Consider the following 15,154-nt stretch of genomic DNA (forward strand, 5'->3'; position numbering starts at 1 on the left):
CTATCAATAACAATCTTGACAAAAAGTTGAAACGTAAATTTCATTAGGATCATTTATTTTGATTGTTGCTATTGATTGCTTTTTTGATTGTTAGATTGTTAGTGAGCAGACATCTCTATTTCGATGAAATCAGTACCAATAGGCAAATCGTGCCAGGCTGAATAGTTACGAATTGTCTATCAATTTAATTAATTCAAATATTACATCCATTCATAATGTTGTGCCACTTCCAGATTGAAATTATACATCAAGCTGTTTTCAACATATCCGAAAAACAGACATTTCTGGCAATTGCGTGCAGTGTCCTTTCTGAGTTTTTTTGTACTTTCCCATACATTTCCAATACCTTCACTTATATGGCCTATGGGACTTCGGTGGACTCTGCAATTTTCAATGCTTCCATCGGCTGTAACATCAAGTATTATCTCGTTCGCATGGCAAACAAATTCTGTCCGCAGATCCCTTACCATCTTTAGATATGTATAAGAATTGATAATTGGATACCCTTCCTTTTTCATCTCAATTATCCTGTCAACTGTCCTGCGATATTTATCTGTATCTCTTATCCCCATATCATTCCAGGTACCTTCGTCTATTCCTCCAAATTCATACATAGGTTCAAATGATATCTTCACATCCATGTCCTTTGCCATGGTTATCAGTTCTTCGATGTCATCTAGATTCTTTCCGCTTATGACACAATTCATCAGGAGAGGGTTTTTGATGATACTTTTTGCTTTTATGATTCCTGGCATAATCCTGTCAAGGCTTACTCCCCTTATTTCCTTATAACTCGAAGTCCCGTCCACAGATACTGATAGATAATCAAGGTTTTTCAGTTCATCGACTCTTTTTTCAAGCAAAAGTCCATTGGTAATGAGTGAAGTTACCATTCCCAGTTGTTTTGCATGAGCCAGTATTTCCGGCAGGTCCTCTCTTAACAGGGGCTCCACTGTCCATGCGTTATAAACAAGTATTCCAAAAGCCCTCGCATCTTCAAGAAGCTTGAATATATCCTCACGTTTCATTTCTTCCCCTTCAGTTTTCCAGTATTCGCAAAAAGAGCATTTCATGTTGCATCTGGAATTAATGGCGTGGGACAATACGAAAGGACGTTTTCTTATTTGCATTTGCCAGATGGCTTTTGCAGCAATAAGAGGTGAGTATTTGGTCATGATGTTATCATCCGTTTTACTTGTCTTATCACTTTCTCTTTTATATATCTTGGTTTTGTAAATTTATAGTTGTGTAATACTATTTTCCTGGATATTAGTTCATTAAGTATATATAGCTCTTATTACGTATCCATTAGTGTTACTAAATTCAATAATTTTCATAACACGAATTATAACATTATGAGGACTTAAAATGCATATACCTGATTCATTTATACCTATGGGGCAAGCACTTATCTATTGGGTGATCGCTTTGCCTTTCATATTCATGTCCCTGAAGTGGGCAAGAAAAGAACTTGATGACATGAAAGTACCAATCCTGGCAGCGCTTGCTGCAGGAATTTTTGCTATACAGGCACTCAATATTCCAATAGGCATGGGGACCAGTGGCCATATGGTTGGAGCTACTCTTGTTGCCATTATATTCGGAAGTCCCATGGCCGGTGTGCTTGTACTCACACTTGTACTGCTGGTTCAGGGTTTTGTCTTTGGTGATGGCGGAATAACAACAATGGGTGCAAATATCGTGAACATGGGAGTTGTTTCAGGGTTTGTGGGATACTACACATTCGTGGCTTTAAAGAATAAGGCAGGAATAAAAGGCGCATCCTTTATCGGTGCATGGTTCGGATTGTTCATGTCTTCAATTGTATGTGCGGTTCAACTATCTGTTGCAGGTACTTTTCCTCTGGTGGCAGGACTTGCAGCAATGGGAACTTTTCATCTGATAATAGGGCTTGTAGGTGAAGGTCTTATCACTGCTATAGTTATCACAGCCATTGAAAAATCAAGACCTGACCTGCTGGACTCATCTGTTACAGGTACTAATGGGGTGGGGGTATGAATATGAGTGTCAGCAAAGGTATTAATATGAAATTTCTTTATGCAGGAATTGCAATTGCTTTGCTTATATCCGTTCTTGCTCCCTTTTTAGCATCTCCTGATCCGGATGGTCTGGAAAGTGCTGCAGGAAATATCATTGATGAGGCAACATTCTCAGAGATGGAAGAATCTGCTCCTTTTGTAGAATCTCCAATGCCTGACTATGCAATCGAAGGTCAGGGTAAAATGGGAGAAGTGCTTGCTGTTGTGATAGGCACTCTTCTTGTGCTGGGAATCAGTTTTGCACTTGGAAAAGTTGCAAAGAAATAAATTCTCCTTCCCTTTTTTTCTTTCATCTATTTTTACTTCAGGCTACAAAAGCCAGTAGTAATGTCCCTACAGTTATTACAAAGAATAGAATATCTGTAGCTTTTATCTTGTTCTTATGCACATAGACTTTGTTTACACTGGAATATCCTCTGCAGAGCATGCTTATGTACGTTCTCTCTCCTTGTTCGTAGGAGCGGATGAACAATGAGCTTATGGTGTATGCCACCTGCTCAATGATCCACTTATGAGGTACATTCTTGTTCCATATGTGGAACAGGCGTGTTTTCTGCGCAACCCGTATACGTTTGAGTATTATCCAGAATACGAAAAGGTACCTGACCATCATTGAAAGTATGAGGGTGAACTCTGCCGGCATTCCAAGTCGTCTTGCAGAAGTTACCATGTCATTCATTTTCATAGTAGAAGACATGAGTACAATGGATGTTATGCATACAATGTATTTTGCAAGGAGCACCGCACCAAAAAATATCCCTTCATATGTCAGGGTAATTCCAAGTGGTAGATAAATTGGATATACTGTAAAAGTTTCAATGAATGGCTGCCTGACAAATGGCTGTATAATAACAATCGTAAGTCCAAAAGGCAATATGGAAAGGAATCTCATGATAGTATATGCAGGATTAAGTCTTGCGATTAGCATTAGTGAAATCAGGTAAAGCTCAAGAATCGCAAGTTTCATGAAATTTCCTTCGTCCATACGAGGGAGACTGACAGCAAAAACGATAATTGCAATGATTGAAAGTATCTTTATTCTTCCGTCAAGCCTGTGGACAGGACTGTCCTTGTATGCTTCCCTTTCAATATCAGTAAGTGTGATCTCCATGGGCAGACCTTTTTAGTTATTATTTTCTACCAATCGTATGATCTCATTCCTGGCATCCATGGGTGTTATCTTTATGTCTGCATCCAGACCAGATTCCTGCAGGAGCTCGAATACTTCTGCAATTCGTGGCATCCTTAAGTGCGCATTCTCGAGCACTTCATGTTTTTTGAATATCTCCCTGGCAGTACCACTGGCTTCTATTCTTCCGTGGTGCATGATGTATACGATATCTGCAAAAAGAGGAACTATATCGACGTCATGGGTTGAAAGGATAACAGTTATCCCGAATTTCTTATTCATGCCGTCTATTATTTTCATTATATTCTCAGCGCTTAAGGGGTCTAGTCCGGCGGTTGGCTCATCCAGTACAACCACTTCCGGTTGCATTGCCAGTACTCCTGCAATTGCAACCAGTTTTTTCTGCCCTCCGCTGAGGTGATGTGGTGAACGTTCTTCAAATCCGGAAAGGTTTACAAGTTCCAGTGCTTTCTTCACCCTTCTTTCAACTTCTTCTTCGTCAAGTCCCATGTTTATAGGGCCGAATGCCACGTCCTGCTCAATGGTAGGTGCAAGTATCTGATCATCGGGATTCTGAAATACGATTCCTACAGTCTGACGGACGCTTCTTATATTTTTCTTCGAAATAGGCTCTCCTTTCACAAGCACCTCACCGGCAGAGGGTTTAAGTATGCCATTAAGGTGTTTGAAAATTGTTGATTTGCCTGCTCCGTTTGCTCCAAGGATGGCTATCTTTTTTCCGGGATAAATATCAAGATCAATGTCATTAAGAGCTTTTGTCTTGCTGCTTGCGTAAAAATAGGATACTCCTTTTAGCTGGACGATAGGTTTTTCGGTCATTATAGTCACACGCTGAATTTACAACCGGCCAAAAAGCCTGTTTTTGACAGGGAGAGTTTTTATTCTACATAAGAATCCTGTTATAAATACTTGTTTAGTGTTACCAAACCCACATATTTTTTTATTTCATGAAATTTGCTGATTTTTTGGAATGCTAAATCATCTTGCTTCTTAGTGAAAAGAAGTAATATTTAAATGACACCAATCTATATCTACTAACAGGACAAACATAGTACTGATGTTCAGGAAAATACGCAGGTACATTACTATTTTCAGGGTATTTTCAAAATATAATCTATTCAGTCTTCTGTATAGTGAGGTCAATAAATATTATGTTTCTAACAGGAGAACTCCCTGCGGCGTGGATATCAAAAACAGGGAAAAAGCAGTAAAACTCAGGAAAGCCCTGGAAGAACTTGGACCGACATTCATAAAGCTCGGTCAGATATTGAGCAAAAGACCGGATATTGTTCCCGGTATCTATATCGAGGAACTTGGGAACCTTCAGGACAATGTCAATCCACTTGAATTCGATGTGATGAAAGTGGCATTTGAAGGGTTCAGGTGTAATATTGGGGAGACTGAACAATCTGAAGGTCTTGAAAAGTCCGATTTCGATGTACTTGAGATATTCGATGAATTCAACACCAAACCATTGGCATGTGCTTCAATTGCCCAGGTCTATGAAGCTGTGCTTGACGGAAAGAAAGTTGCTGTAAAGATAACACGACCTAATCTTATAAACACTATCAACCTTGACCTTGCTATACTCGATGACCTGAAATCTATTATTGTAAAAGCCATTGGTCTTGGAAACAACTTCGATATCGATGCGTTTCTTTATGAATTCAGGGACCTGCTGAATCGTGAGCTTGACCTTAGCAATGAAGCAAGGAACATCAAACGTTTTCAGGAGAATTTTGCAGATGTAAAAGAGGTGCATGTCCCGGGTGTCTATGATGATTATTCCAGTGAGACTGTTTTGGTCATGGATTACATGGAGGGTGTCACTATCAGGAAGCTTTCAGAGGTATCTGCTGATAAGAAAATGTGGTATGCAAAGATAATCAGTACAAGTTATTTGAAGCAGGTTTACCTTGATGGTTTCTATCATGCTGATCCGCATAGTTCCAATATAATTATTCAGGAAGATGGTATTGCCTACATAGACTTTGGGGCCGTAGGTAATATCGATGATGCACTGCGGCGCAATATGCTGAACCTTTTCTATGGTATTTATAAGAAAAGGGTTGATGTTGTTTTCGAGGCATTTTTGAAAATAACCGGTATCAATAAAGAAGATATCGATGTGCGTCGTTTTAAGATAGATCTTGATGATATCATATCAAAACAGAATTATTCAGTCGGTGAAAGGCAGAGTGATAATTACGCAACATTGGCATTGAACTATAATCTGTCTCTTCCAAGTGAATTTTCAACACTTGAAAGAGCTCTGATACTCATTGAGGCCAACTGCCTTGAACTTGATCCAAGGTTCAACTTGCTTGAAAATGCAAAACCAGTTATCACAAGGGTTTTGATGAAACGCTATTCACCCTTTGAGGCATTTGAATACCTGCAACTTGAAGGAGATAGGTATCTGGAGATAGTGAAGAACCTTCCTGAGGGTGTAAATGACGTTATTGAAACTATCAGGGGTTACCGGATAGAAAGGCTTGAAAAGAAGACTGATGAAATAAGGAAGTACAGAACTATAGATTCCATTACAAAGTACATTTTTCTGTTGGCTATCTTGCTTTCGTCCTCATATCTGGCTGTAAATGGTGAAGGTTATCTGCCAACGATGGGTATCATAGGTTTCATCAGTGCAATCTTCCTTTTTGGAGTAATGTTTCTGAAGAGGTCTTAGAATGGGTTTAATGGCAGTTTGTTCACCTGATTTTTGACTATTAACAGTCATTTTTGGAAAAAAGACGTATGTTGCAGTTAATAATATCTTAAATCGGGGGGTTTGGAGATAAATCATAAAAAAGGAAATAATTTCGGTTGGTTCTTTGGGGGCAGACATTATGATTTTTTTGCGACAATTCTTGGTTTTGGACATTATTATTATAAACAAGTAGCGTCTGCTCTTCCTTTGAAGAATGGAATGTCTGTACTTGATTTGGGATGTGGGACAGAATCAGTGGGAATTGCAATTTCAGAACTTATGGGTGGAGATATAGAGATGCATGGTCTGGACCTTTCCAGTGTTCAGTTAGGGTATGCAACTGATAAGGGGGAGGACGCAGGTATACCTTTGAATCTCTATAAGGGTTCTATGGATCTGCTGCCATTCACAAATGGGGTATTTGATATTGTTGTAACATCAGTGGCGTTTTGTGAAACTACATCTGAAGTGCGCAAGGGTGCTATCAAGGAAGTATCTCGTGTATTGAAGAACAATGCTTATTTTGCGATAGTGGATTGTGCAAAACCGCTGGTTGGGTTGGATACTGTAATGATGCTTCCTTTTTTCATGTTTAAGGAAAATGCGGATAGCTGGAATAATCATTACCCTGACATTTGCAGGGACAATAATCTGATTCTTGAAAAAGATGTATACTTAAAATCTTATGTCAAGTGCCAGCTTTTCAGAAAAGCTGATTAAAAAAAGAATGTTTGTCCGCCGAACTGGCGGACAGGAAATTTAGTTTATCCGAAGAGTGCTCCAAGACCGGCCATGCCGCTCTCTTCTGTCTTCTCTTCTTCTTCTTCTACTTCTTCCTCTACAGGAGCTGCTGCTGCTGCTGGAGCTGCTGCTGCTGCTGGAGCTGCTGCTACTGCTGCGGTTGCCATTGCTTCTTCGATGTCTACGCCATCAAGAGCTGCGACAAGTGCTTTTGCACGTGCATCATTAACTTCTACGCCTGCTGCCTGAAGTACGGCAGTAACTGCTTCTTCTGTTACGTCTTTACCTGCTTTGAACAGTAAAAGTGCTGCATATATGTATTCCATGTAATATCACCTTTTATTTTATCAAATGTAAATATTGTAGTTTGTAAATCCTGATCATCCGAAAAGTGCTCCAAGACCGGCCATGCCGTCCTCTTCTGCTGCCTCTTCTTCTTCTTCCTTCTCTTCAACAACTTCCTCTTCAGGTGCTGCTGTGACTATTGCTGCGGATGCGGCTGCACCAAGTGCTTCCTTCAGTTCATCGTCCATTGCCTCTTCATTATTAGCAGAAGCTGCTGATGCAACTGAAAGCATCTGTGATTGCGCTTTTCCAAGCAATGCGTCGATTACTCCTGGTTCCAGAACAACTGCATTGACACCGAGGTTGCGTGATTCTGTTGTTGCCTTTGCAATGAGTGTCTTTATATTGTCTGAGGTTGGGTACGCTGCAAACACTGACATGTTGAATGCCTGTTGTGTTGCCAATACGATATCTGAGAAGTATTTGTCTTCATCGATAGCCAGTACGTCCGGTGTAAAGGTTGCCCCGTTCTCAAGAACTGCCCTCAAGTCAAGGCCTACTTCCATTGGGTAGATCTCAAGTCTTGTAAGCATTGATGCAAGTTTCTGAGAAACTGCTTCTCCTTCTTTTGCAACGGTTTTTGTTTCCTTTATTACAACCGAACCCTTGTCGATCGCTGCAGGTATTCCTGCAGCCTGCATCTCTCCAAGAATTGGGCCTGGCGGGAATGATGTTGGTCCCTTTTCGACTATGATGTCTCTAGGTGCAATGGCACCTGCTTTGATAGGGGAAGGGCTTTTGCTCTTTTCAAGTGATTTGTATAACTTGAAAGGATTCTGTTCGGTAAATATGAGAGCGGTCTGTACATCTACGTACTGATCCATCTTCTTTACTTCACCGGAATCTTCGAGTGCTCTTCTTATCAGGGTGTTCCTTGAGACTTTCAAAACAGCATCGTTTTTAAGGTCCCTTCTCATCTTTTGAAGTTGCTTTGCAGGAATTCCTCCAATACCTACGACACCAAATATCGGGTATTGTTTGATGAGTTTCTTTATTTCCTCAACTTCATCTTTCTTCCACTGTGGGATGTGGCTTGTATGGTGGTCTTCTTCCATTATAGCACCCTCACTGATTTACCCATAGTGGATGTAACATAAATAGCTTTAATGTTATGCTTGCCTTTTTCGAGTGAATGTTCCACTCTTGAAAGGACTGTTTCAATGTTACCTGAGAGTTTCTGGACGTCCATGTCCCTGCGGCCAACAGATACGTGGAATGTGAGCTTATCCTTTGATCTTACTCTTATTGAGCTTCTTGCACTGTTGATAAGATCTGCCACGTTCTTTCCTGGTGGCAATGGAGTTGGCATCTTTCCTCTTGGACCTAAAATTGCACCAAGGTTTTTACCGATCTGTGCCATGTACTGGACTTCTGCAACGAAAAAATCACATTCGTTTGCAAGTGCTCTTGCACGTGATTTGTCTCCTCCGATCTCTGCGAGTTCTTCTTCAGAAAAGACATAGTTTGCGCCAGCTTCTTTAGCCTGGAGTCCAACCTCACCTTTCGCAAAGACTGCGATCTTAAGGTCTTTTCCAAGACCGTGTGGAAGTAATATTTCTTCATCAACACGGTTTTTAGGCTGACTCATGTCCAGATTCTTTAAGTTTATAGCCAGGTCAATACTTTCTGAGAATTTCCTCTCAGGTGACTCTGCTAATAACTTCTCTATAGCTTCTATTACGCTTTCGTCTGCCATTCTTTACCTCCCGTAGTGTCGAACATAATGTTCAGGCAGGACCGCTTCGGTCTACTACGGCTTGTTTAGAGTCTTAGATCTTAGAGATCTTTACTCTCTCTCTGATAGTGGGCACACCAATAATATGTATTTATTTTAAACTTATTGGTTAAAGCATGGAATTTACCATGCTTCCTGTGCCAGCACATCGTCATATTTTCCATCGTCGATAGCTTTCTGGCATTCCTTTGGGGGCATGCCTTCAGCTGTAATACCCATTGGGACGCAGGATCCAAGCACTTCTTTCACAGCAGCTTTTAAGTCGTATGAAAGGATGTCATCTTTCTTCATACGAGCAACTTTTGCTGCCTGGGGAATCGTAAGATCTCCTACGATTACTGTGTTTGGTTCTCCTGATCCTTTTTGGATTCCGACTTCTTGGAGTATAAGTGCTGACGTTGGCGGAGTTCCGACTTCTATCTCAAAACTCTTATCGTCTGCAACTATTACTTTTACAGGGACTTGCATCCCATTGTAATCTTTTGTCTTCTCGTTGATCTTGTCGATCACGTCTTTTATGTTAATTCCAAGAGGACCCAAGGCTGGACCAAGTGGAGGTCCTGGGTTTGCTTTCCCTCCTGGGACCAATGCTTCAACAACATTTGCCATTTGAATATCACCATTGAATTGAATAAATATTAATTAATATCAGGAATTTCTTTCTTCATCTTTCCTGAGGACTCTTACAGTATCGCCGCGAATAGTTATAGGTATCGGTACAACTGCATCGAATAACTCTACAGTTATTTCCTCATGACCTTCGTCAACTCTCTTTACGCGAGCCTTTTCACCCTTGAATGGGCCTGACGTGATCTCGATTATCGCGCCTTCTGATATTCCGGTCACCGTTGGTTTTGGTGTAAGGAAATGTGATATTTCTTCTATAGTGGATTGTCCTTTTACTAATGCCCTGGCATGAGGTACAGTTTGTATAGCCTGTTCAACATCTCCGGGGTTAGTTCCCTCTATAAGCACATATCCTTTCAGTTCATCAGGAGCAAGGATTGCTCTGATGTCCAGGTGTTCTTTCCTTACAACCTGTGTTATCATATTTGCGACCGAACGTTCCTGGTTCGCAGTTGTCTTTACTACGAATATCACAGACTCAGTGGTCATGATTACACCCATTGCGGCATCTCTACCAATAACACATATATAAGGAACCCGACAACGCCAATTGCAAGAATTCCAAGTCCAGCAACCTTAGCTATGGTTAGAAATTCCTCTCTAGATGGTTTCTTTGTAAGTTTGAGGACCCTTAAATATGTTTTCAAGGATTGGTTTATGCTAGTGCTATTGATTTTACTTAGATCAAATAAATCTTCTGCCAAAGTTCTTCACAACCGGTTATGATCGATAATATACCTGTGTATATTTTATGTTAACTATATCATAGCTTATTGTCTGCTATATATAGCGCTATTCACACTACGTCTTTAATAAAATACCTTTCGATTGGATTACACTAATATGTAACCCAACCAAGAGGTATTTGTTAAAAAAAAGGGGTTCTATTTAACGAAATCGATTCCGTATTTTCTCGTTACTGTTTTAGCTCCCCCGTGTCCATATATCTGGGGCGATTTGACTCCTGTCACAACAATCATGGTGCGCACGGTATGCTCGAGTTCGTCATTGACCTGTGCTCCCCATATGAGCCTTGCTTCCGGATCAATTCTGCTGTATACTTCCTGTACAACACTCTCTGCTTCGGCAATTGTCATATCAGGTCCTCCAATTACATTGACAAGTGCAGATGTTGCTCCTGAGATATCTACATCCAGAAGTGGACTGCGAAGTGCTTTCTGTACGGATTCCACAGCCTTTAGTTCACCCTCTGCTTCTCCAAGGCCTATCATAGCAACACCACCATTCTGCATGACAGTTCTTACATCTGCAAAGTCAAGGTTTACAAGTCCTGGTTTTGTGATGAGCTCAGTTATTCCTTTAACTGCTCGCATCAGAACTTCATCTGATACTTTAAAAGCTGCTGCCAATGGAAGTCTTGGGACTACTTCGAGAAGCTTGTCGTTTGGTACTACTATAACGGTATCTGCTACCTCTCTTAATCTTTCAAGACCTGCTTCTGCATTTGTTCTTCTTACCTGTCCTTCAACACTGAAAGGCAAAGTCACTACTGCAATGGTAAGTGCTCCTGCATCTCTTGCAGCTTCGGCTACAATTGGGGCTGAACCAGTTCCGGTTCCTCCGCCAAGACCACATGTGATGAAAACCATATCGCTACCGCTGACTACTGCAGCAATCTCATCCACACTTTCAAGAGCTGCATCTTCTCCGATTTGAGGAAGACTGCCTGCTCCAAGACCTCTTGTCTTTTTCTTGCCAATGAGGATCTTCTGGTCTGTTTTTATGGTCAGGAGGTGTTGTGCATCTGTATTTACAGCAATGAATTCTGCACCTTTAATTCCTTCCTCTACCATTCTTTGTGCACTATTTGAACCGCCACCGCCACAACCAATTACTTTGATATTGGTGTGTAATTGGCGTAACATCTCCTCTAACTCTGCATCTATGTCTTTTTGCACTGGGTTAGTGTCTGAACTGCGAACACGTGCTTCCTGTTCAGATCTTGCCAGTGCCTCTTCTACTATGGATCTCATTCTTTTTCTCCCTCAAATGAAAATCGTATATTGGATTACAGGTATGATCATTTATGTTTAATTGGACAGTAGGATCTTCTTAGTTTTCCTTATGTGTACCATTTCTGGCTCGATCGTCCTTCCTTCCACAACAACAGACTTCCCATTTGCCAGTTCTCCCAACATTGGTCCTGGGGAGATGCCAAATTCTTTTGCTGCTTTTGGATCGAATTTATTACTTATAATGTATAGTATATTCTCATCAAGAATATATTTAATTTCATAATGCTCTTTTAGTATTTTAATGCATTCATTTGTGACGTTCTGCATAGCAGTTTCAGTGTCTTCACCCATTCCCAGTATGTAATTTGATATCGTCCCGTTCTTCATCTCAATATAGATGGGGGCATACTGATTAAACGCACATATTGTTTTATCCCTGTCAGCTTTGATAGTTTCCTTGAGAAGTTCTTCATTGATCATACATGTGGATAGTTCTATATCCTCCTCATTTTCGATGGATGCATATATGCTTTCAAATGCTTCTATGGGGGAATCAGTGATTTTCAATTTTCCTTCTGGGCATAGTTCATCACACATCTTTTTGATCTTGGTGAAAAGCTTCCATGGGATTCCTTTTATTTCTCTTATTTCACTTTCTCTTAAGTGGACGTATCCAAGTTCTTCTACGATTTTGTAAAGTCGTTCTCTTTCCTTGGAACTCATGGATTTCCTGTCAAAATAAACGAAATTTGCTTTTGATTTTTCATAGGCCTGCAAAACCATACTTTTGTCTACATGGGGTAGTTGGTAATCTGGAAAATTATGCCCAAATGTTACTTCTGTTTCCAATATGAGCTCTGTTTGTCTTGAAGCATAGTGTCCTCCTCCAAAACCAATGGCAACAGGTACTTCTTCTGATCGTGCTTTCATTATGGCTTTTGCAATGATATCTCCTGCAACCGGGTCTGGCCATTGTTCTTCTCCACTACCAATCTCTACGTATACCATTGGCGTTTTCATGTCAGTTGGGCCATGATGGGTTGACTCCATGTTGATAGAATAATGTGTGTTTTTTGCCATTCGTTCCATGTTCTTTAGCACGGATCGCATAATTTGAGTTGCAGGAATTGACAGTTCCCGTGGTCTTCCTCCAAAAGATGCGTCGTTTGAGTTTCCTGTGAAATGTGCTGTAAGTACTGACCTTCCATCATTGCTCTTATGCTTTGAGGCTACTATTATTAAGTCGGTTTCAAACCCAAAACATTTCATTTTTTCATCTATTCTATCCTGATAGATATGATGTTCTTTTATCTCGATAATTCTATATTTTGGATTTTCATATACTGATTCAAGATTTTCCCACTTATCTGGGAGTTCATCGACTTGTTTCCATTGTTCGTTCTGGAGCAAATGTTCCTTTATATTCTGGCTGGCCCTGTCTACAACTGAGCAAAGTATATTGATCTTTTTACCTGTCATGCTTTCATCATCTGATTTTCTGGCGTACTTTTCTTTTTTCCATTCCACTATATATCTACTACCTTTTCCTGTCTTTGTATTCTTGTTTCTTTCAGTAGTTTTAATGCCTATTATGTTGTCATCTGGTATTTAGAAATGAGATTATTAGGTATTAGGTCAATAATTAGAGGTGTGATATTTTGGATGGTATAATAATTGATGGCGTTTTAATCAAATGGTTGGGTAACTCTGGTTTTATGATAAAAGGGAATGGCATGGTTATCTACATAGATCCAACTAATATATCCGCGAGAGTTCCTGAAGAAGACATGGCAGACTTACTTCTTATTACGCATGAACACTTCGGGCATTGTGATCCGGAATCTATTCGTAACGTCCGTAGATTCGACTGCACTACTTTAATTCCTGAGAAAATAAGTTTACAGTTCAGAGGAGATGCAAGAAGGGTCATTGAAGGTGATTCCCTTAGCGGAGAATTAAATATTAAAGGAGTGGACATCGAGGTTGTCTCTGCATATGACTCATGTGATAGCAGCAGTTCTTCCGGGGATGGTGTGGGCTACTTCTTTGTATTCGCAGGTTTGAAGATTTATCATGCAGGACATACGTGCGCGGTTCCAGAAATGGAAATAACTAATTCTGATATTGCTTTTTTGCCAATTGGTGGCCATGAGGTTATGGATGAAGTTAAGGCGGCTAATGCAGTATTACTGCTTTCTCCAAAGACTGTGGTGCCAATGATTTATGATTCGGATGATTTTGATGGCGCAAGCCCTGATGTATTCATAGATATGGTCAAAAAAAAGTCTCCTTCTACAAAAGTAGTGATTCTTTGATTTTCATGTAGGTGTCGTAAAATGGCAAGATCAAGAAAGAAAAACAAGGCTATATCCAAAATCATTGCACAAGAGCGTATTCAGTATCTCTTTGAACTCGCTAAAAATGAGCTTTGCTTAAACCCTGATAAGAGCGAACGGTACGTTTCGTTAGCAAGAAAAATAGGCATGCGTCATCGTGTAAGCATACCTGCAGAACTTAAACGCAATTTCTGCAAGCAATGTGGTTCCTTGCTTGTTACAGGTCAAAACTCAAGACGCCGCCTTAAAGATGGCAATATTATTATCACCTGCCTTAAATGCGGCGGAGTAACAAGATATCCCTTTAAATGTATAAAATCAAAATGATTATCCGTTGATCAGGGTCATAACTTTCATTGCCAGATATGCCACGGTGAATATTATAATTCCCATGGTCATATACATGAATATATTCCTGAAAACAACGTCTTTTTCAGAACCTGCCTTTATGCCAAAACCACCGCAGCAGCCTCCAGCTCCGCAGGATGTGCATGCACTCTCACTTTGCTTGTCGGATTCCTGACTATTTAATACCGGGATAATAGTTTTTTCAGACATTATTATGCTCTTTGTCCTTTATATTATTAGTTTCTCTACCACTGTGGGTATATTTGTAATTGCTAAAAAAAAGTACGACGAGAGGGGGATTCGAACCCCCGAGACGCAAGGCATCACAGGATTAGCAATCCTGCGCCATACCGGGCTTGGCTATCTCGTCACAGTCAGTGTTCGTTCCTAAACGCAATTCTGGTATTTAACGTTTTCTGGATTCAAGTGGCAGGCACGCCCAAAGTCGCTATTTTTTCCACTTTCAGGTGATCTGCAATCTCTTCTCCACCCCGCAACCCTCCAAGCGATAATTGTCTGCGGTTGGTCTGCTCCCTTCCGGGCCTGGACTGGTTCTCACGGTTAAGGTATACGAACAAGTTCTCCAACAAGCACATATACCAACGTCATCCAAGCAGGACGGGGTTTCTCAGTTGAAATTACAGGTTTGAAAATGGTCCAAACATCTTCTTCAGGCTTCGTCTCCCGCATATCGGCGATTTCGGGTTACAGGTAACGCCGGCCTACCCAGACTAGCCTGCCACCCTTACATATGCATTACAGGTAATAAAAGTATCCTTTGTACTGGTATGTGGTAAAAAATGTTTATGTTTGCGAGAATGATAAATTATGTAAAAGTAATTATATCATGTAACTCAATAATGTATTGGAGGATGAATATGGAAGAATTAATAGGATTTGTAACTGGTAACAAAAATCGTCAGAAATTACTTGCTTTGCTGGGTTCCAAGCATCAGCTGGATGCTGAAAAATTGGCAAAGAATATGCATATTGCTCGTCCTTCCGTCGATAAGATCGTAGAAGAGCTCATTGATAAAGAATTAATCGAACAGGAATGCGATGTATATAAGCTTACTGAACTGGGGGAAACTTTGGAGCGCAAAGTCCATAATATCTAATTATTTTT

Annotated in this window: 19 protein-coding genes, 1 tRNA gene and 1 other RNA gene; 7 read left to right on the forward strand and 14 right to left on the reverse strand. The window is 40.4% G+C overall.

What is annotated here, in order from left to right; translation table 11 throughout:
- Window positions 1-200: 200 nt before the first annotated feature.
- Complete coding sequence (locus tag WN948_RS09350; protein ID WP_342303941.1) at window positions 201-1,175, reverse strand: radical SAM protein; 975 nt, start codon at window positions 1,173-1,175, stop codon at window positions 201-203.
- Window positions 1,176-1,368: 193 nt separating this feature from the next.
- Between WN948_RS09350 and cbiM the strand changes: the two genes are divergently transcribed.
- Both cbiM and WN948_RS09360 read left to right on the forward strand, forming a co-directional pair.
- Complete coding sequence (gene cbiM / locus WN948_RS09355; RefSeq protein ID WP_342303942.1) at window positions 1,369-2,019, forward strand: cobalt transporter CbiM; 651 nt, start codon at window positions 1,369-1,371, stop codon at window positions 2,017-2,019.
- A 2-nt stretch (window positions 2,020-2,021) separates the two neighbouring features.
- Window positions 2,022-2,327 carry a PDGLE domain-containing protein gene (locus tag WN948_RS09360; protein ID WP_342303943.1) on the forward strand — a complete coding sequence of 102 codons (306 nt, stop codon included), beginning with the start codon at window positions 2,022-2,024 and terminating at the stop codon, window positions 2,325-2,327.
- Window positions 2,328-2,364: 37 nt separating this feature from the next.
- On the opposite strand, the gene cbiQ is transcribed toward WN948_RS09360, so the two are convergent.
- On the reverse strand, window positions 2,365-3,171 hold the full coding sequence (gene cbiQ / locus WN948_RS09365) for a cobalt ECF transporter T component CbiQ (protein ID WP_342303944.1): 807 nt from the start codon (window positions 3,169-3,171) through the stop codon (window positions 2,365-2,367).
- Window positions 3,172-3,183: 12 nt separating this feature from the next.
- Window positions 3,184-4,029 (reverse strand): ATP-binding cassette domain-containing protein, encoded by an 846-nt coding sequence (locus tag WN948_RS09370; protein ID WP_342303945.1) that lies wholly within the window; start codon window positions 4,027-4,029, stop codon window positions 3,184-3,186.
- 361 nt (window positions 4,030-4,390) lie between these two features.
- Here WN948_RS09370 and WN948_RS09375 point away from each other — a divergent pair, with 361 nt between their 5' ends.
- Window positions 4,391-5,899 (forward strand): lipopolysaccharide core heptose(II) kinase RfaY, encoded by a 1,509-nt coding sequence (locus tag WN948_RS09375; protein ID WP_342303946.1) that lies wholly within the window; start codon window positions 4,391-4,393, stop codon window positions 5,897-5,899.
- 102 nt (window positions 5,900-6,001) lie between these two features.
- Window positions 6,002-6,640, forward strand: coding sequence for a class I SAM-dependent methyltransferase (locus tag WN948_RS09380; RefSeq protein ID WP_342303947.1), 639 nt, complete (start codon window positions 6,002-6,004; stop codon window positions 6,638-6,640).
- A 44-nt stretch (window positions 6,641-6,684) separates the two neighbouring features.
- On the opposite strand, the gene rpl12p is transcribed toward WN948_RS09380, so the two are convergent.
- The 8 genes from rpl12p to WN948_RS09420 all read right to left on the reverse strand — a co-directional run bounded on the left by rpl12p (window position 6,685) and on the right by WN948_RS09420 (window position 12,871).
- Window positions 6,685-6,987 (reverse strand): 50S ribosomal protein P1, encoded by a 303-nt coding sequence (rpl12p, locus tag WN948_RS09385; RefSeq protein ID WP_342303948.1) that lies wholly within the window; start codon window positions 6,985-6,987, stop codon window positions 6,685-6,687.
- Between the two features lie 54 nt (window positions 6,988-7,041).
- Window positions 7,042-8,064: a 50S ribosomal protein L10 gene (locus WN948_RS09390; RefSeq protein ID WP_342306449.1), complete on the reverse strand. Its 1,023-nt coding sequence runs from the start codon at window positions 8,062-8,064 to the stop codon at window positions 7,042-7,044.
- The gene (locus WN948_RS09395; protein ID WP_342303949.1) at window positions 8,061-8,702 is read right to left on the reverse strand and encodes a 50S ribosomal protein L1; all 642 of its coding nucleotides are present in this window, start codon (window positions 8,700-8,702) and stop codon (window positions 8,061-8,063) included. The genes WN948_RS09390 and WN948_RS09395 overlap by 4 nt, the downstream gene beginning before the upstream one ends.
- Before the next feature lie 162 nt (window positions 8,703-8,864).
- A complete protein-coding gene (locus WN948_RS09400) occupies window positions 8,865-9,350 on the reverse strand; it encodes a 50S ribosomal protein L11 (RefSeq protein ID WP_342303950.1) in 486 nt (161 codons plus the stop codon).
- 39 nt (window positions 9,351-9,389) lie between these two features.
- Window positions 9,390-9,857: a transcription elongation factor Spt5 gene (locus tag WN948_RS09405; protein ID WP_342306450.1), complete on the reverse strand. Its 468-nt coding sequence runs from the start codon at window positions 9,855-9,857 to the stop codon at window positions 9,390-9,392.
- Between the two features lie 2 nt (window positions 9,858-9,859).
- Entirely contained in the window at window positions 9,860-10,072 is a 213-nt protein-coding gene (locus tag WN948_RS09410) for a protein translocase SEC61 complex subunit gamma (protein WP_342303951.1), read from the reverse strand.
- Window positions 10,073-10,252: 180 nt separating this feature from the next.
- Window positions 10,253-11,362 carry a cell division protein FtsZ gene (gene ftsZ, locus WN948_RS09415; protein ID WP_342303952.1) on the reverse strand — a complete coding sequence of 370 codons (1,110 nt, stop codon included), beginning with the start codon at window positions 11,360-11,362 and terminating at the stop codon, window positions 10,253-10,255.
- 57 nt (window positions 11,363-11,419) lie between these two features.
- Window positions 11,420-12,871 (reverse strand): D-aminoacyl-tRNA deacylase, encoded by a 1,452-nt coding sequence (locus WN948_RS09420; protein WP_342303953.1) that lies wholly within the window; start codon window positions 12,869-12,871, stop codon window positions 11,420-11,422.
- A gap of 131 nt (window positions 12,872-13,002) precedes the next feature.
- On the opposite strand from WN948_RS09420, the gene WN948_RS09425 reads away from it, so the two are divergent.
- Window positions 13,003-13,659, forward strand: a complete 657-nt coding sequence (locus WN948_RS09425; RefSeq protein ID WP_342303954.1) for an MBL fold metallo-hydrolase — start codon at window positions 13,003-13,005, stop codon at window positions 13,657-13,659.
- 21 nt (window positions 13,660-13,680) lie between these two features.
- Entirely contained in the window at window positions 13,681-14,007 is a 327-nt protein-coding gene (locus tag WN948_RS09430; protein ID WP_342303955.1) for a ribonuclease P protein component 4, read from the forward strand.
- Here the strand turns inward: WN948_RS09430 and WN948_RS09435 are convergent, their stop codons facing one another.
- From WN948_RS09435 to ffs, 3 genes are all read right to left on the reverse strand, one after another.
- Window positions 14,008-14,238, reverse strand: coding sequence for a hypothetical protein (locus tag WN948_RS09435; protein ID WP_342303956.1), 231 nt, complete (start codon window positions 14,236-14,238; stop codon window positions 14,008-14,010).
- A 75-nt stretch (window positions 14,239-14,313) separates the two neighbouring features.
- Window positions 14,314-14,398 (reverse strand) — tRNA-Ser (locus WN948_RS09440).
- Window positions 14,399-14,455: 57 nt separating this feature from the next.
- Window positions 14,456-14,770: signal recognition particle sRNA (ffs, locus tag WN948_RS09445), an RNA gene on the reverse strand.
- 136 nt (window positions 14,771-14,906) lie between these two features.
- Here ffs and WN948_RS09450 point away from each other — a divergent pair.
- Window positions 14,907-15,146, forward strand: coding sequence for a transcriptional regulator (locus WN948_RS09450; protein WP_342303957.1), 240 nt, complete (start codon window positions 14,907-14,909; stop codon window positions 15,144-15,146).
- Window positions 15,147-15,154 lie beyond the last annotated feature (8 nt).

The organism is Methanolobus sp. ZRKC5 (assembly GCF_038446525.1).
Taxonomy (GTDB): domain Archaea; phylum Halobacteriota; class Methanosarcinia; order Methanosarcinales; family Methanosarcinaceae; genus Methanolobus.